Genomic DNA, 16,645 nt, shown 5'->3' with positions numbered 1-16,645 from the left:
ACCTGCGCCCGGGCAACCCGACAAGGCGTCACTGCACACGGACGGCAAGCCCGTGTCCGCGGCGGTCGGTGTCCACCACGCAGCTGAGGTCGTCGGTGCGCAAGCCGATCGGGCACTTAAACGCATTGGCCCGCCCGACCTCCGCCTCCGGCTGAAGGGTGTGACCGCGCTGACGCAGACCGGCGAGAACCGAGTCTTCAAGATCGGGCTCGTAGAACGTCACATCCGGACTTGCGACGTTGACGAGTCGGGGCGCCCTCAAGGCGTCTTCGATCGAAGCCTCCGGCTCGATCCCCTCCAGCATCACGCGGGCCAAGGCCGCAGGCGCCGCGAGGCCGCCGCTTGCCGTTCCGGCAAGATAGACGTTGCCGTTGAACGGATTGGCGACAATGCCGACTGAAAGGCTGTTGGCGCCCGGCGCGGCCGGCTTCGGCAGCAGGATACCGGTCCCGGGTACCAGGCGGCCGGCTCCGAACAGGCCGTTCATGGAGAAACTGCAGGCAACTGCATTGCTCCAGCGGTCGGCGACCACGATGCCGGCACTGAAGGGATTGGACACGGTTTGCGGTGAGGCCCCCTCGACGGCCAGCTTGTTGTGCTGCTGGCCGCTGTAGCCGGTGAGCAACTGGGCCAGGTGGGCCTCGGACACCAGGTTTGCAGAGGCCTGCGTTCCGCCCTGGCCAAGCCAGGTTCCGCGCAGGGCGAAACTGCGCTGGCTCGCCTCGGCCAGGAGATGCGCCTTCTCCACCGGATTGCGGCCCGCGTAGCGCTCCACCTCGGTCAGCATGCCCCACATCTGCGCCGTGGTCAGGCCGCCGTCATTGGTCGGGAAGTAGGCCACGTTGTCGCCGAAAGGCACCGTCAGCGGCTCCGATACCCGCGGCAGCATCTGGCGCAGGTCTTCGATCGCGATGGAGACGCCGCTCGCCTGCGCCGCCTCCACGAAACGGTTGGCATAGGCACCGCCGTAGAGATAGCCCGCGCCCTGGCGCCGCAGGCCGGAAATCGTGCCCGAAAGCTCGGAGAACACCAGGACGTCGCCCTCGCTCGCCAGGACTCCGGCACGATTGGACAGCAACTGGCGCAGCGCGGGGTCTGCCGAGACGAAGGCGGCTGCGGCCTGAATATCCCGGGCAAAGGCCCGGCTGACGGAGTTGCCGACACGCGATAGACGCTCCGCATCGTTCAGCAGCATGCCCCAGCGGGCCAGCCCATGGCGGGCGTGCATCACCGCCATGGCGCGCGGTCCCGCCAGTTGCAGGCCGTCGGCCTTCCCCGGTTCGGGCAGGAACTCGTAGACCTCGGTTTGCACCGTCGCGTCGTCGCGCATGAGCCCGGCGTTGTGAACGAGGCAGACCCCGCTGCTGGCCATGCCGACCCGCGACGGCAGCGTGGCGGTCATGGTAAAGTACATGGCGGCAGCGGCATCGGCAGCGGATCCGCCGTTCCCCAGGATGTCGCGGCCAATGGTCACGGCCCGCGGCTCGTCGCCCGCAACCAGGCCGGCAAAGCCTTCGACCGGCGCGATAACGCCCGGTTCCCTTGACGCCTCGCAGGCCCCCAGCACGGCCAGCGTCAGCCCGGCCAGCCCGATCCGCTTCAGTGCCGCGGAGGCCGGCTTGCGTTGAAATGCTCGTAAGAGGTGTTTAGGTATAGATCCGAAAGGCAAGAATAGACCCGTGCGCAAAACGCCAGTCCCTTTGCTGCTTGTTATCGTTCTCCTGCTCGGCATTCTGCTGCCGCAGGCCACGCAGGCCAGTGACCGCCTGCGGCTTATCCGCGACGCGGAAATCGAAGGTATCATCAGGGCCTACGCGACGCCACTGTTCCAGGCGGCCGGTCTCAGCCCACAGGGGATCAGGCTTTACCTTGTTCAGGACCGGACGCTCAACGCTTTTGTGGCGGGTGGACTCAATATGTTCATCAACACAGGGTTGTTGATGCAGGCGGAACACCCGGGCCAGGTCATCGGCGTGATCGCGCACGAAACCGGGCATATCTCCGGCGGTCATCTGGCGACCCGGGGCAATGCTCTGGAGCAAACCCGCGGCGCCCTGCTTGCGACCTATCTGCTGGGTATCGGCGCGGCCCTGGCCACCGGCGAAGGCGGGGTCGGTGCCGCTGTCATCTCGGGTGGACAGGACGTCGCCCTGCGTGGCCTCCTGCAGTACACCCGCACGCAGGAAAGCTCCGCAGACCAGGCGGCGGTGATGCTGTTGCAGGCGACCGGCCAGTCGCCGAGGGGTCTGATGGAGTTCATGGAAACCCTGAGGGGCCAGGAGGTCCTGCTGACCAACAACCAGGACCCCTACCTGCGGACCCACCCGCTCACCCAGGAGCGCATCACTTTCCTGGAAAACGCGGTCCGTCAGTCGCCCTACGCCGACACGCCGCCCGATCCGGAACTGGTGGTCATGCACAACCGCATGCGCGCCAAGCTGATCGGCTTCCTGCAGCCGCTGAACCAGGTCCTGCGCAGCTACCCCGAGGACGACGTCAGCCTGCCGGCGCGCTACGCCCGGGCGATCGCATACTATCGTGTTCCAGACATCGAGAAAGCGCTCGGCGAGATCGACGGTCTTCTGGCGGAGTCCCCGGAAGACCCCTATTTCCGCGAACTCAAAGGCCAGATGCTGCTGGAACACGGCCGCGTGGCCGAGGCGCTGCCCGAGTATCAGGCTGCGGCGAACGCGCTTCCCAATGCCGCGCAGATCCGGCAGGCGCTGGCCAAGGCGCAGATTCAGATGGATGACCGCAATCTCGACCGGGCGGCCCTCGACAATCTGGCGGAAACCCTGCGCCAGGAACCGAACAATCCCTCGGCCTGGCGGCTGGCAGCGGTGGCCCACGGCCGACTCGGCGACCAGGGAATGACTGCCCTCGCTCTCTCCGAAGCCGCCTTCGCCCGCGGCAAGTTCGCCGAGGCACGGGACCGCGCCGATCACGCCCTCGGCCTGCTGGAACAGCACTCCGCCTCCTGGCTGCGGGCCCAGGACGTCAAGAACGAGGCGGAGCGCCGGGTGAACCGCAGCCGGTGAACCTGCCGCGCCAGCATCGCGACAGAGGGGCCAGCCCCCCGCTGACCATCACGTGATTTGCCAGCCCCACCGCCGATCCGATATCACAGAATCACATCCCATTGCGATCAGCCGGCCAGCACCACAGGGAACCTCGGATATGCTCTCCAAACAGCTGATGAAGAAGACCATCCTGGGCGGGGCCTTCGCCACCTCCACGGCCCTGGCCGTGGTGGCGGGGAACGCCTTGCCGGCCGGCGCCGAGGAGCCCACAGCCCTTAATCCCGCCCAGACCGAGGCTGTTCGCGCGCTTCTGCGGGACTATCTGATCGAGAACCCGGAGATCGTCGTCGAGGCCCTTCAGGTCTACGAGCAGCGCCAGCAGGCCGCCGAAGCCGAACGCCGGCAGGCCGCCCTGGTCGCACAGCGCAGCACCTTGAACGACGATCCCGGCTCGCCGGTGCTCGGCAACCCCGAAGGCGATGTCACCATTGTCGAGTTCTTTGACTACCGCTGCCCCTACTGCAAGAGCATTGCCACAGCCATCCGCGACCTTGTGGCCGAGGACCCCAACATTCGCCTGGTCATGAAGGAGTTTCCCATCCTCAGCCAGGAATCGGTCGATGCCGCCCGGGCCGCGCTGGCCGCCGAACGCCAGGGGCTCTACGAAGACTTCCACTTCGCGCTGATGGAGCGCGGCGGGTCGATGAGCGAGCCCGAAGTGATGGCGGTGGCCGAATCCGTCGGGCTGGACCTGGAACGGCTGCGCGCGGACATGCGGGCGCCGGAAATCGAAGAAGCCCTGCGCCGGAACTATGCGGTGGGCGACGCCATCGGCATCACCGGCACGCCGGCGATGGTGATCGGAAACACCGTCGTGCCCGGCCTGGTCAGCATCGACCGCCTGCGCGAACTGGTGGCCCAGGCCCGCGCCGAGGCAAGCTGAGCCCCTGCAGCCAGCTGCGCAACCGGTCGCGCTGCCACCCCCCAAAGTAAGGCTGCGGCCGGCGGTGGGAGCCGCCCGCAGGCCGCGAAGAGGCGATTGCGCGGCCAGCCTTGGCTATGTTAACGCTTCTCGAACATCATCTTTGGGGAAGCACAGGTGGCCAAGGCGCCAAAAGTCCTCGTCCTGAACGGCCCGAACCTGAACATGCTTGGTACGCGCGAACCCGATGTCTACGGGCGGGAAGGCCTGGCGGACATCGAAAACGCCTGCCATGCGCATGGAAAGACGCTGGGCCTTTCGGTGGACTGCCGGCAGTCCAACAGCGAAGGCCAGCTGATCGACTGGATCCAGGGCGCGCGCGAAAGCCACGACGCCCTTGTCATCAATCCCGCCGGCTACTCGCACAGTTCCATCGCCATCATGGACGCCCTGCTGGCCGCGGCGTTGCCGCTGGTCGAGGTCCATCTGTCCAACATCCACCGGCGTGAGGCCTTTCGGCACCATTCCTATGTTTCACGCGTCGCAGATGGCGTAATCTGCGGGTTCGGATCCAGGGGTTACCTGATGGCGCTCGATGCCCTGGCGCTGCGCCTCAACACACAGCAAGAGACGTAATGGCGAAATTCGAAGTGAGTGAGGAACTGGTCCGCAAGCTCGCGGACCTGCTTCAGGAAACCGGTCTCAACGAGATCGAGTACGAGGTGAACAATCACCGGATCCGCGTCGCCAAGGGCGCGGCCGTGGCGGGCTTTGCCGCCGCCCCCGCCGCCGCTCCCCATCCCGCCCCTTGCGCGCCGGCGCCGGTCGCCAATGCTGGCGGCGGCGAGGCCGTTCCGGCCGGGGCGGTGACCGCTCCGATGGTGGGAACCGTCTACGTCGCCTCCTCTCCCGGCACGCCGCCTTTCGTCAAGGTCGGCGACAGCGTCAGCGAGGGCCAGACCCTGCTGATCATCGAAGCCATGAAGGTCATGAACCCGCTGGCCGCCCCCCGCGCAGGCACGGTCACCCAGATCCTGATCAGCGACGGCCAGCCGGTGGAGTATGGCGAACCGCTGCTGGTGATCGAATAGGCCGCCGCCCGATCATGTTCGACAAGATCCTGATCGCCAACCGCGGCGAGATCGCGTTGCGGGTCCACCGGGCCTGCCGGGAAATGGGCATACAGACGGTCGCCGTGCACTCGACGGCCGACGCCGATGCCATGCATGTGCGCCTCGCCGACGAGAGCGTCTGCATCGGACCGGCGCCCATCAAGGACAGCTATCTCAACATCCCCGCCATCCTCTCCGCCGCCAACATCACCGGCGCCGAGGCAATCCATCCCGGCGTCGGCTTTCTCTCGGAGAATGCCGACTTCGCCGCCATGGTGGAAGAACATGACCTCGTCTTCATCGGCCCGACGCCCGAACACATCAGCCTGATGGGCGACAAGGTGGCGGCGAAGAAGGCAGCCGAAGATCTGGGCATCCCTGTCGTTCCCGGCTCTGACGGTGCCGTCGATACTGCCGAGGAGGCCCGCGCCATCGCCGACCGGATCGGCTATCCGGTTCTGATCAAGGCAACCGCCGGCGGCGGCGGACGCGGCATGAAGGTGGCCCAGAACGCCGGCGAGCTCGAAGAGGCCTACGGCCTGGCCCGCAACGAAGCCAAGAACGCCTTCGGCAACGACATTGTCTACATGGAGAAATACCTGGGCAAGCCGCGCCACATCGAAGTGCAGTTGCTGGCCGACGGACAGGGCGGCTCGATTCACCTGGGCGAGCGCGACTGTTCGCTGCAGCGGCGGCACCAGAAGGTTTTGGAAGAGGCCTTGTCCCCGGCGCTGAACGCCGAGGAGCGTTCTGCCATCGGCAACAGGGTCTCGGAAGCGATACGCAACCTCGGCTACCGCGGCGCCGGCACCATCGAGTTCCTCTATGAGGACGGCGAATTCTACTTCATCGAAATGAACACCCGGATTCAGGTCGAGCATCCGATCTCGGAGGCGATTACCGGCGTCGACCTGGTGCGCGAGCAGATCCGCGTCGCCGCCGGCCTTCCGCTCGATATCAAGCAGAGCGACATCAAGTTTTCCGGGCATGCCATCGAGTGCCGCATCAACGCCGAAAATCCGGACACCTTCATGCCCTCGCCGGGCCGGGTCACCGACTATCACGCCCCCGGCGGCCTGGGCGTCAGAGTCGACTCCGGACTCTATGCCGGCTACCGCATTCCATCGGCTTATGACAGCCTGATCGCCAAGCTGATCGTCCACGGCCAGACCCGCAACGAGTGCCTGATGCGCCTGCGGCGCGCCCTGGAGGAGTTCGTGATCGTCGGGGTGGATACCTCCATCCCCCTGCATCAACGCCTGATCGGGGCGCAGGACTTCATCAACGGGGACTATGACATCCACTGGCTGGAGAAGTTCGTCGCCGGAACCGCCTGACCGGGCCGGCTTCGCCCGGACAGACTTCGCCCGGGCAGACTTCGCCCGGACAGACTGCTCACAGACAGACCTGGCCACAGGCAGGCTGCCCCCAAACAAACTGCCGCTGAAATGTCATCGGAATTGATGGCTCCGGGGGCCTCGGCTGATTGATCGCGGCCCGGCGGAGTCGCTATCATCGAGCGTCATGCAGCTGACGCCGGACCTTCTGCTTCGCGCCTATGCCATCGGGATCTTCCCCATGGCGGAGAGCCGCCTGGACCCGGAACTCCACTGGATCGACCCGGACATGCGCGGCATCCTGCCGCTCGACCGGCTGCACGTCCCGCGGAAGCTGCGTGCCAAGCTGCGCCGGGGGATCTTTCAGGTTCGCTGCAACACGGCTTTTCACGACGTCATCCAGGGCTGCGCGGAGCCGGCCGAGAACCGCCCGGACACCTGGATCAACCCGGTCATCGAAAGGCTCTACAGCGAACTGCACGAAATGGGCTTCGCCCACTCGGTGGAATGCTGGGACGGCGACAGTCTGGTGGGCGGGCTCTACGGCGTGTCCCTGGGCGGCGCCTTCTTCGGCGAAAGCATGTTCAGCCGCGCGACCGACGCCAGCAAAGTGGCCCTCGTCCACCTCGTGCTGCGCCTGCGGCGCAGCCGCTTTCAACTGCTCGACACGCAGTTCAACACGCCCCACCTCAGCCGCTTCGGCGTCGTGGAGATCCCGCGGGACGATTATCGCAAACTGCTGACCCAGGCCGTCTCCACCAAGGCGGAATTCTATTCCGGCTTGATCTCGCCCTCGGAGTTGGACTCCTTCTTACAGTCGACCACCCAGACATCGTAGACCGGGTGTTCCAGGGCCGAGACGGCAGGGCTGGAAGCGAACATCCAGCCGGTAAAGAGCGCGACCTCTGGCGAGTCCGGCCGTACGTCGACGATCTCAAGAAAAGCGGCGCTTTCCGGCGGCTCCTCCGGCGGCTTCTTGTCGCAGGCCCGGGCGACGATCTGCAGCGAGCCGAAGCGCACCGTCTCCCCCAGCGGCGCCTCGAAGGTGGAAATCCGCGCGGTGATCTTGTCGAGCCCCTGGAGCACCGCCGAGGCGGCGGTGGCCGGGCCCGGAACGACGGATACCAGGGCGGCAGGCAGCAGGATCAGGGAAAGGGCCTTCAGACGTGCAGGCAAAACGGACAACCTCAGGATTTGCGGTCGCGGTAAGGGTTTTGCAGAGAGCCGACGAGGTCGGCGAGCACCTCGCGCAGCTGGCCTTCGTCACAGCCCATCAGAATGCCGTCCTCCAAGGCGTCCTGCGCCATCTCGCGGATCTCCTCCAGGTTCTCATTCAGAACCTTGATCTTTTCCCGGCACGACAGCGGCGCCCCGTCGGGCTGGAGCCAGACGGGGATTTCGAACTTCTTTGCAGCCGGTGTGGACACGCCCGTCACCTCACCAGATTAATCCTGCCAAAGACTTAAGGATTTCGCGCCGGGCGCGCAAGCCACCGCCCCTCAGCCCGCCAGGCGGGCCACGAACCGCAGCCGGACATAGTCGGCCGACCAGCGGCCCTGGGAATCGCAGAGTGTGGGGCGCAGCCGCTCGGCGACTTCCGCGATCAGTACCGGCCTCTCTCCGGCGGGCACCTGCTTCAGGAAGCTTTCGGCGAAAGTCTCCAGCCAGCCGCCGATTTCCCCGGGCAGCGGGGTCGGCCGCGGGATCAGGGCAATGGACTCCACCGCGAAACCGGCCGCCTCGAGCTTGCTCTGATAGGCTTGCGGCGCCGGGAAGTACCAGGGAAAGGCCCCGCGCGGATCGATGCCGCGGGCTTCCAGCGCCGCGAAGAGGGCGTTGACGATCGTCTCGACGTTGCCCTGGCCGCCCATCTCGGCGACGAGGCGCCCGCCCGGCTTCAGCGCCGCGGCGACACCGTGCAGGACGGCGTCGGGATTGCGCATCCAGTGCAGCGCGGCATTGGAAAGAACGGCATCGAATTCGGCCTCGAAGGTCAGGGCTTCGGCGTTCATCACCCGGGCATCGAGCCCGCGCGCCCGGGCCGCCGCCACCTGTTCGGGCGAGCTGTCGATGCCCACCACCGCAGCGCCGGCCGCGGCGATCTTCGCCGTCAGCGCGCCTTCGCCGCAACCGAGGTCCAAAACGCGCTCGCCCTTGGCGGGCTGCAGCAGGTCGAGCAGCGGCGCGCCCAGTTCGGCGACGAAGCCTGCGTTCTTGGTGTAACGATCAGGATCCCAATGCTGCGTTGCTTGCCGGGCCCTGGCGCCGTCGGGATCGGACGTTGAGTGGTCTCCCGGCATTGCGGCCTGGGCCGGCCTTACTGGCCATCCCCGGAGGACGTGGCCGTCTCGGCGGCACTGAAGATGAAGCGGCCCAGCAGGTCGACCACGTTTATGGTGCCCTGGGCGAACTGGATCTGCTGGCCGTCGCTCAGGTATTCCTCGGCGCCGCCCGGCTCCAAGGCCACGTAGTTGCCGCCCAGCAATCCCTCCGGAATGATCCGGGCCGAGGTGTCGCTCGGCAGCTTGATGGACTCGTCAATGCTGAGGCTGACCTCGGCGAAGTAGGTATCCGGGTTCAGGCGCTGGCTGACCACGGTGCCGACCTTGACGCCAGCCATGCGGACATCGGTTCCCGAGACCAGGCCGGAGGCGTCGTCGAACTCGACGAGCAGAACGTAGCCGCCGTCGCCGCCTTCGATCGTGGTGGTGCGAAAAGCAAAGACGATGAACACCACGGCCACCACCAGAACGACGGCCCCCATCACCGTTTCGATCATATTCCTGCGCATGCCGGTAGTCCTCTATGTGCTGGTCCGGGGCCCTGAATGCTGGCCCGGGAAAACGACCCCATCCTGCCGCGGCACCGTCGCGATGCTTCCAGGACGGCCGCGCCGCGCCCCCGGAGTGGTCCAGGGGGCGGCGGAACTCAGTTCGGGGTCCAGGGTTCGTAATCGCCCGTCGCCTTGTCGCGGCGTCCGCCGCGCAGGGTGTGACCCGGCGGCCGGTAGGCCTGCATCGTGCCGGTCATGTTGGGCTGATGATCCTTTTGCCAGGCGTGGCGCTTTGGCCCGCCCTCCGGGGGAACCTCGTTAGTCGTGTGGTGCAGCCAGGCATGCCACTCGGCGGGCACCCGGCTGGCCTCGACCTCGCCGTCGTAGATCACCCAGCGCTGCTCGCGGCGCAGGGAGTCCTTGTGGGTGCGCCCACCGCCCTTGGCGCGGTAGTAGCGGTTGCCCTGCGCGTCGCGGCCAACCAGTTCGCCGCGCAGCCAAGTGTAAATCCGTGTTCCGATGGTTGTGCCCATAGTCGAGGCGCGATCCCTAGCAACATCATCACGATCCGGCAGCCTGCCAGCAGGATTCCCGCGGCAGGCGGGCCAGACTATGGCACCCCGACCGGGAACAGTCCAGCCCGGGAAACGCCCTCCTAAAGCCCGGCAGAGAGCGGTTTCTCTGGCCTCAGGGACGGCACGGCGCCCGATTTGGCTGGCCCGTGGCTGTCTGATGACCTAGAGATGGAACTGCTGTCGCCGCCCGCCACGCAGCTGTTCGCCCAACGGTTGCCGTGCGCGGCCCCAGGCCTGAGGGGGCGCCAGCCTTGACGATTCCACCAACCCGGATTCCCCGCGAACCCGCCCGGCTGCGTGTCGAGGCTGTGACCGCTGCAACCTGGCGGGACATGGAAGCTCTTTTTGAGGGGCGCGGCGGGCCCCATTACTGCTGGTGCATGGTCTGGCGCAAGATGCCGTCGAAAGACCGCCGCGACAAAAAACGCAAGAAGGCCGCTCTGAAGCAGTGTGTCGAAGACGGCACGCCTGTGGGACTGCTGGGCTATCTCGATGAGCGGCCGGTTGCCTGGTGTTCGGTGGGGCCGCGCCCCTCCTATCGCCGACTGGCCGACACTGAGCCCGGCCAAGTGCAGAAAACGCCGGAAAGCGTCTGGAGCATCGTCTGCTTTTATGTTCAGCGGGCTTACCGCGGCCAAGGCCTGTCTGCGCAACTCATCGAGCATGCGGTGGCCTATGCACAGGCGCAGGGCGCCGAGATGGTCGAGGCTTACCCGGTGGAGCCCGAAGCGCCGAGTTATCGCTTCATGGGCTTCGTGCCGCAGTTCACCCGCGCCGGATTCATCATGGCCGGCAAGGCCGGCAGTCACCGCCACGTCATGCAGTTGCGCTTGCCGTGAGTCCACGGTCGACCGGGCCCGCCACCAGGCCGTCCGGTCACTCCGCGGCGGCGGGGACCGGCGAGGCCTCCGTGCCCAACGCTCCGGACTCGCCGTCTTGCTGCTGCGGGGCGCCGCGGCGCGGCCGCATGACCAGGGCGAACATCGGCGGCGTGAAGTAGAACGAAACCACCATCGACAACAGGACACCGCCCGCGATCGCCATGGCGAAGGGCGGCCAGAAGCCGCCGCCGGCCAGGATCAGCGGGATGAAGCCGCCGACCGTGGTGATCGTCGTGGAGACGATGTGGCGCGCCTGGCGGCTGACGACCCGGCGCATGGCCGCAAGGTCGCCGCCCAGGGCCTGCGGATCGCGCTGCAGCGCCGTGAGGATGATGATCGCGGCATTCACCGAAACGCCGATGGAACCGATGGTCCCGATCAGGGCCTGGATGCCGAAGGGATACTGGAACACCGCCAGCGCCAACAGGCTGAGCCCCATGGAAAGGCCGGCAACCGCCGCGGTCACCAGGGACAGCCGGTAGGACCCGAAGGTGAGGAAGATGGCCACAACCGTCAGCGTCACCACGAGGCCCGCAGCGGCGGCAAGGTTCCTGGTGGTTTCGGCCCTGGCATCCGCATCGCCGCCGACCTCCAGCCGATAGCCGGGGGCGAGGCCAAGCGGGTTCTCGGCGAGCAGGGCCTGCGCCTGCTTCAGCACCTCTTCCGGCAGCACGCCACGGGCGATGAAGCCCTGGACCGTGTTCACCCTTTCACCATTGCGCCGGGTGATCGGGCTGTCGGAGGGCAGCAACGCGAGGGCGCCGAGGGCTGTCAGCGGAATGCCGGGATAGCCGCCTCTTGCGGCGGTCTCTGCGGCATCGGTTGGGACAATCACCAGGTTGCGCAGCGCCTCCACGCTGCCACGCGCCTCGTCTGACAGGCGCACGCGCAGCGGCAGTTCTTCGGTCGCCTCGACCAGCGAACCGCCCAAGGCACCACTCAGTCCGGCCTCAAGCTGGCGGGCCACCTCCGCCAGCGACAGGCCCGCCAGGCGCACCTTGTGCTCGTCCAACTGGAAAACCAGCTTCGGCTCGGCCCCGATGAGGTCGGCGCGTGTGTGCGTGATCTCGGGAATCTGCGCCAGCAGCCCGCGCAGCACCTGGCCGTCACCGCGCAGGGATTCCAGATTGGGTCCGACCAGACGCAGTTCGACCGGCGCGTTCACCGGCGGCCCCTGCACCAGTCCGCGGACCAGAACCTGGGCCTGGGGAAACTCCCGGTCCAAAGACGCCTGCAGGACAGGTATGAGGCGCTCGGTGGCATCCGGCGAGACGGTGGTGACGAGGGCCTCGGCAAAGCCGGGCACGCCGTCGCGGTCGGTCACCATGTTGTAGTAGAAGGCCGGCGCGGATTCGCCGATGACCCAGTGCAGGCTGCGGATCTCCGCTTCTTCCCGCAGCCGGGCGTCCATGCGCAGTGCCAGAGCCCGAGTCTCCGAAATTGCCGCGCCGCCCGGCAGGCTCACCTGAACATAGAACTGATCGCGGTCGACCCCGGGGAAGAACTGCGCCGTCAGGGTCGGAAAGGCGGCGAAGCCCATCAGCGGCAGCACCAGCGCGCCCAGGATCGCCAGTCCCTTGTGGCGCAGCGCAAGGTCCAGAGAACGATCGAAAAGAGAACTCAGGCGCGGCGCGGAGATGCCGTGCTGCAGGAAACCGCCGCGCTGCGCCGGGCGCCCGCCAGCCCCCAGCAACCGCCCGGCCAGGGCCGGCGTGACGGTCAGCGCCAGCAGCAGGGAAACCGACAGCATGATAATGACCGAAAGCGCGATGGAGCCGACGAAGTCGCCGGCCGGGCCAGGCAGCAGCGCCATGGGCACGAAGGCCAGGACTGTCGTCACCGTCGAGGCCATCAGCGGGACCGCCAGCCGGTCGACGGCCTCCGCCACCGCACGCAGCGCCGGCAGCCCGGCCGCGATGCGGCGCCTGATCTGGTCGGACATGACGATGGCGGCATCGACCAGCAGCCCCAACGCGACGATGAGCCCGGTGACCGACATCTGCTGGATCGGCAGGCCGAGCCACTGCATTACTGTCACCGACATCAGGGTCGCCAGCGGGATCACCGCCGCGACCACGCTGGCCGCCCGCCAGCCGAGCGACACGAAGAGCACGAGCACCACCAGCGACACGCCGATGGCAAGATTGACCCCGAGGTCGGCAAAGCGCTGCTGCGTGTAGCGGCTCTGGTCGAAGATCAAACGGTGTTCCAGGCCGTCGGGCAGGCCCGCCTCGAAGTCGGCGATCACAGCCTTGGCGGCAGCCGTCCAGGCATCCACCTGACGGTCGCTCTCCATCCGCGCGGCCACCAGCACCGCAGGGCGGCCATCGGCATAGGCGATCTCGCGCGGCGGGTCGGCAAAGGCACGCTCGATGGTGGCGACATCGCTCAGCCGCAGGGTCGTGCCCACGGCGTCGCTGCGCAGCGGGATATCGCGGATGCGCTGCAGGGTTTCGATCTCGCCTTCGGTCTCGACCAGAAGGTCGTAGCGTTCGCCGCGCAGCTGGCCGGAGCGCACCTTGGCGTCGGCCTGGGCCACGGCAGCGGAAACCTGGTCGAAGCTGAGACCCAGCCCTGCCAGCCGCCGCGCGTCCACGGTGACGCGGACCTCCTCCTCCCGCTCGCCGAAGAGGCGCACGTGCTTGGTGTCGGAAATCTGACGCAGCCGGTCCTGTAGGATTTCGGCATAGCGGCGCTGGATCGCAGGGTTCGGGGCCAGATCGCCACGCAGGACGATGGCGCTGATCGCCGTGTAGGCCGAGGTGCGGTCGGTATCCAGTTCCGGCTCCGGCACCCCGGCGGGAAAGCTGCGGGCGGCATCGCTCAAGGCGTCGCGAATCTCCGCCCAGACCTGCTCGATGGTCTCCTCGTCGATGTAGAGCGAGAGCTCCACCGAGATCACGGAGACACCGGTGCGCGAGGTGGAGCGGATTTCGTCGATCTCCGGTATCTCGCGCAGTTCCTCCTCGATCTTCTCGGTCACCAGGGACTCGACCCGCGAGGGCTCGGCGCCCGGGTAGGGCGTGACGATGGTGGCGAAGAGGTTGGTGATGGTGGGGTCTTCCTGGCGGCCGATGCTGGTGGCAGCGGCGGCCGCCAGAGCGAGGATGACGCCGAGGACCAGAAACAGCAGGCGGGTGTTGCGGAACAGCAGTGTGTTCATTGCGGTCATCCCTCCCCGGCGGCGAGGGAGACCTGCTGACCCGGGACCACGCGGTTGCGGCCGTTGGCGACGACGCGGTCGCCGGCACGCAGGGTGCCGCGCACGAAGACGCGGTCGCCGGCCGTGTGCAGAAGCTCGACCGTTTCCTGGCCAATGCGGAAGGTACCGTTGTCATCCGGCTGCAGTGTCAGAACCGACCACAGGCCGCGTTCCCCCTCGCTCAGGGCCGAGATCGGCAGCCAGAAGCCCTCCGCGACCACGGGGCGGGACAGACGCAACTCGACCGTGTCGCCGAATTTCGCGGCGGGCTCTCCGCGCACATCGAAGAGAACGCTGACCGTGCGGGTCGCCGTGGTCAGGTCCGGCCGGATTGCGACAACGCGCGCCTGCAGGTTACGGCCATTTGCGGAGAGGCCGACCACCTCTCCGGGCGTGAGCGCGGCCGCGGCTTCCGGCGACAGACCGATGCGTGCCTGCGGCCGCCCGGTCTCGAGAATGTCGACGACCGGCGTGCCGGCGTCGACAACGCTGCCGGTGTCGATGAACCGCGCCCCGATCCGGCCGCCAAAGGGCGCCCGCACCACCGACTTGTCGAGGTCGACATCGATGCGGCGGATGGCGGCATCGAGGGCCGCCAATTCGCCCTCCAAGGCAACCGCACCGAGGCGCGCCTCGTCGAGCCGCTGCTCGGAGGCGTGGCCCCGGTCGCGCAGCACGCGTTGCCGCCCTTCGGTCAGGCGGGCCAGTTCCAGCGAGGCCGTCACCTGTTTGCGCTGCCCGAGCAGGCGGTCGCGCTCAACCTCCAGGATCGCCGTGTCCAAGGTGGCGATGACGGCGTCGGCAGAAACCACCTCGCCCTCTTCCACCGCGACCGCGGTCACCAGCCCCGAGCGCTCAAAAGCAATGCGCGCCTGCTGCGCAGGTTCGAGACGGCCGACGAACCGCTCCGCAACGTCATAGCTTCGCGCTGCTTCCAAAACCAGGCTCGCGACCGGGACGGGCGCGAAGGGACGGGCGGCTTCGACTTTCGACTGAGCGGCGCGCAGATGCAGAAGCGCCGCACCGCCGGCAAGACTGGCCAGAAAACCGACCGCGACCAGCGCGATGAAGGAGGTGCGTAGCAACCGGTTCATATCCGCTTCCCTTCTGCATCCCGGCTCTGGCGAGCCTGCCTCTCGGGCTTTTCAACGTTTACGTGGAATTGCACTTAATTGGATCACAGAGCATCCTGAAAGTTGCGTCGTCGGGCCCCATGGATCCGGCGGTCAGTCCGCCAGCCGGTCGAGGGCCCGGCGCAACTCCGGCCAATCGACCCCAGCAAGCCGTTCGTGCGAGACCTTCTGGGCGGCCTGCCAGAGGGGCACGGCCTTCTTCAAGAGGGCGCGCCCCTGCGGCGTCAGCTTCAGGCGGCGCACCCGCGCATCCTTTTCGTCCGCAACGGAAGTCACCAGGCCCCGTCTTTCCAGCGGCCGCAGATCCTTGGTCAACGTGGTCCGGTCCATGCCGAGCCCGGCGGCAAGAGCGCCCAGCGGCGCCGGCCGCTCCCGCTTCAAGGCAGCCAGGATCGTGAACTGCCCGGCCTTGAGCGCGACGGGCCTGAGCGCGTCCTCATAACGCTTGGAGATCTTGCGGGCGACCCGTCGCATGGTCTGACAGACACAGGCCGCCTCGAAGTCCGCTGCTGCGATCATAGGGATTTCCTTTCCAGGCCCAAATAGGTGCAATTCCACATAATGTCAAGCTGGACGGACCTGCTGCGCAGTGGTCCGGGCTGGGTGAAGTCCTGAGCCGCCCTAAGGCTGGGCGCTCTCGCGGGTCGACGCGCGCACGACGAGATGGGTCGCGATGCGGCGAATTTCGCTCGGGCGGCGCGGCTCTTGCAGGCGCAGTTCGAGCAGTTCGACGATCTGCGCGACCACCGCCGCGACGGGATAATCGAGGGTGGTGAGCCGAAAGCTGCGGCGGGCACTCTCCGGCAGGTTGTTGAAGCCGATGATGGCCAGGTCCGCCGGCACGCCGAGCCCCAGGGCGCGGCTCGCCTCGAGGGCGGCGATGGCGATGCGGTCGTTGCTGCAGAAAAGCCCGTCCGGCCGGGGCGTGCGCGACAGCAGTGCGGTGGCGGCGGCGAAAGCGGCGGCCTCGTCGCGCCCGGCAACGCTTTGCTCGACAATGGCATGGTCTGCAGTCCGGGCGGCCGCCCGGAAGCCGTCGTGACGCTCGCGGTCTGAGAAGGTGGCGCCGCCCTGGCCGAGAAAGGCCAGGTGCCGGCAGCCGGTACGCAGCAGCAGTTGGGCCGCCTGCCGGCCGCCGTCGTGATTGTCCGCCAGCACACAGTCCACGCCGGGCGTCTCCACCACCCGCCCGGCCAGAATGACCGGCAGCCCGGCGCGGACACAACGCTCGGAGTGCGCCAAGGACATGGTGCCCGCGGAAACGACCACCGCGTCGGACTGGTAATCCAGGGCCTGCAGCATCCCCTCCTCGCCCGGCGTGCCGGCGGCAGCCGGCGACAGCATCAGACGGGTGCCGCGCGCGGCAAGAGCCTCGGCCAGGCCGTCCATGAAGAGCGCATCGAAGGGGTCGGTCATGCGCCCCATCACCAGGGTGACCAGATTTGTGCGGTTGCGCACCAGGCCGCGCGCCAGCAGCGACGGCCGGTAGCCCAGCAGGTCGGCGGCGGCCATAACCTTCTCGCGGGTCTTCAGGGAGGCACTGGCGCCCTCGGTGAAAACCCGGGAGACGGCGGAGGCGGAAACCCCGGCTTCGCGGGCGACGTCTTTGATCGTGACTCGGCGCATCGGCAAAGAATATCGGGAACACAGAGCCTGCTTGCAAACGTTTTCTCATTCGGCAAGGCAAGCA

Annotated in this window: 17 protein-coding genes; 7 read left to right on the top strand and 10 right to left on the bottom strand. The window is 67.4% G+C overall.

Going from position 1 to position 16,645, the window contains the following annotated elements; translation table 11 throughout:
* Nucleotides 1-28: 28 nt before the first annotated feature.
* On the bottom strand, nt 29-1,669 hold the full coding sequence (locus ACO06P_RS21450; RefSeq protein ID WP_420347269.1) for a gamma-glutamyltransferase: 1,641 nt from the start codon (nt 1,667-1,669) through the stop codon (nt 29-31).
* Nucleotides 1,670-1,679: 10 nt separating this feature from the next.
* Between ACO06P_RS21450 and ACO06P_RS21445 the strand changes: the two genes are divergently transcribed.
* The 6 genes from ACO06P_RS21445 (at nt 1,680) to aat (ending at nt 7,229) form a co-directional block, all read left to right on the top strand.
* Nucleotides 1,680-3,038 carry a M48 family metalloprotease gene (locus ACO06P_RS21445; RefSeq protein ID WP_420347268.1) on the top strand — a complete coding sequence of 453 codons (1,359 nt, stop codon included), beginning with the start codon at nt 1,680-1,682 and terminating at the stop codon, nt 3,036-3,038.
* Nucleotides 3,039-3,177: 139 nt separating this feature from the next.
* Complete coding sequence (locus tag ACO06P_RS21440; RefSeq protein WP_420347267.1) at nt 3,178-3,963, top strand: DsbA family protein; 786 nt, start codon at nt 3,178-3,180, stop codon at nt 3,961-3,963.
* A gap of 204 nt (nt 3,964-4,167) precedes the next feature.
* Entirely contained in the window at nt 4,168-4,578 is a 411-nt protein-coding gene (gene aroQ, locus ACO06P_RS21435; RefSeq protein WP_421938207.1) for a type II 3-dehydroquinate dehydratase, read from the top strand.
* The gene (gene accB / locus ACO06P_RS21430) at nt 4,578-5,033 is read left to right on the top strand and encodes an acetyl-CoA carboxylase biotin carboxyl carrier protein (protein WP_420347265.1); all 456 of its coding nucleotides are present in this window, start codon (nt 4,578-4,580) and stop codon (nt 5,031-5,033) included. Before aroQ ends, accB begins: the two co-directional genes overlap by 1 nt.
* 14 nt (nt 5,034-5,047) lie before the next feature.
* Nucleotides 5,048-6,391, top strand: coding sequence for an acetyl-CoA carboxylase biotin carboxylase subunit (accC, locus tag ACO06P_RS21425; RefSeq protein ID WP_420347264.1), 1,344 nt, complete (start codon nt 5,048-5,050; stop codon nt 6,389-6,391).
* Nucleotides 6,392-6,578: 187 nt separating this feature from the next.
* Entirely contained in the window at nt 6,579-7,229 is a 651-nt protein-coding gene (aat, locus tag ACO06P_RS21420) for a leucyl/phenylalanyl-tRNA--protein transferase (protein WP_420347263.1), read from the top strand.
* Here aat and ACO06P_RS21415 read toward each other — a convergent pair.
* The 5 genes from ACO06P_RS21415 to ACO06P_RS21395 all read right to left on the bottom strand — a co-directional run bounded on the left by ACO06P_RS21415 (nt 7,163) and on the right by ACO06P_RS21395 (nt 9,697).
* Nucleotides 7,163-7,567 (bottom strand): DUF2155 domain-containing protein, encoded by a 405-nt coding sequence (locus tag ACO06P_RS21415; RefSeq protein ID WP_420347262.1) that lies wholly within the window; start codon nt 7,565-7,567, stop codon nt 7,163-7,165. The genes aat and ACO06P_RS21415 overlap by 67 nt on opposite strands.
* 11 nt (nt 7,568-7,578) lie before the next feature.
* Nucleotides 7,579-7,818 (bottom strand): hypothetical protein, encoded by a 240-nt coding sequence (locus tag ACO06P_RS21410; protein WP_420347261.1) that lies wholly within the window; start codon nt 7,816-7,818, stop codon nt 7,579-7,581.
* A gap of 72 nt (nt 7,819-7,890) precedes the next feature.
* Nucleotides 7,891-8,691 carry a class I SAM-dependent methyltransferase gene (locus tag ACO06P_RS21405; RefSeq protein ID WP_420347260.1) on the bottom strand — a complete coding sequence of 267 codons (801 nt, stop codon included), beginning with the start codon at nt 8,689-8,691 and terminating at the stop codon, nt 7,891-7,893.
* 17 nt (nt 8,692-8,708) lie between these two features.
* Nucleotides 8,709-9,182 (bottom strand): outer membrane lipid asymmetry maintenance protein MlaD, encoded by a 474-nt coding sequence (gene mlaD, locus ACO06P_RS21400; protein WP_420347259.1) that lies wholly within the window; start codon nt 9,180-9,182, stop codon nt 8,709-8,711.
* 137 nt (nt 9,183-9,319) lie between these two features.
* Nucleotides 9,320-9,697 (bottom strand): NADH:ubiquinone oxidoreductase subunit NDUFA12, encoded by a 378-nt coding sequence (locus tag ACO06P_RS21395; protein ID WP_420347258.1) that lies wholly within the window; start codon nt 9,695-9,697, stop codon nt 9,320-9,322.
* 293 nt (nt 9,698-9,990) lie between these two features.
* On the opposite strand from ACO06P_RS21395, the gene ACO06P_RS21390 reads away from it, so the two are divergent.
* Nucleotides 9,991-10,578 carry a GNAT family N-acetyltransferase gene (locus tag ACO06P_RS21390; protein ID WP_420347257.1) on the top strand — a complete coding sequence of 196 codons (588 nt, stop codon included), beginning with the start codon at nt 9,991-9,993 and terminating at the stop codon, nt 10,576-10,578.
* 37 nt (nt 10,579-10,615) lie between these two features.
* On the opposite strand, the gene ACO06P_RS21385 is transcribed toward ACO06P_RS21390, so the two are convergent.
* From ACO06P_RS21385 to ACO06P_RS21370, 4 genes are all read right to left on the bottom strand, one after another.
* Nucleotides 10,616-13,783, bottom strand: a complete 3,168-nt coding sequence (locus tag ACO06P_RS21385) for an efflux RND transporter permease subunit (RefSeq protein ID WP_420347256.1) — start codon at nt 13,781-13,783, stop codon at nt 10,616-10,618.
* A gap of 5 nt (nt 13,784-13,788) precedes the next feature.
* On the bottom strand, nt 13,789-14,916 hold the full coding sequence (locus ACO06P_RS21380) for an efflux RND transporter periplasmic adaptor subunit (RefSeq protein ID WP_420347255.1): 1,128 nt from the start codon (nt 14,914-14,916) through the stop codon (nt 13,789-13,791).
* Between the two features lie 132 nt (nt 14,917-15,048).
* Nucleotides 15,049-15,474, bottom strand: a complete 426-nt coding sequence (locus ACO06P_RS21375) for a MarR family winged helix-turn-helix transcriptional regulator (protein ID WP_420347254.1) — start codon at nt 15,472-15,474, stop codon at nt 15,049-15,051.
* Between the two features lie 102 nt (nt 15,475-15,576).
* Nucleotides 15,577-16,581, bottom strand: coding sequence for a LacI family DNA-binding transcriptional regulator (locus ACO06P_RS21370; RefSeq protein ID WP_420347253.1), 1,005 nt, complete (start codon nt 16,579-16,581; stop codon nt 15,577-15,579).
* Between the last annotated feature and the right edge of the window lie 64 nt (nt 16,582-16,645).

The sequence above is a fragment of the Pelagibius sp. genome (assembly GCF_965227505.1).
Taxonomy (GTDB): domain Bacteria; phylum Pseudomonadota; class Alphaproteobacteria; order Kiloniellales; family Kiloniellaceae; genus Pelagibius.
The sequence above is the reverse complement of the archived record's forward strand: the minus strand, read 5'-3'. Positions and strand labels throughout refer to the sequence as shown.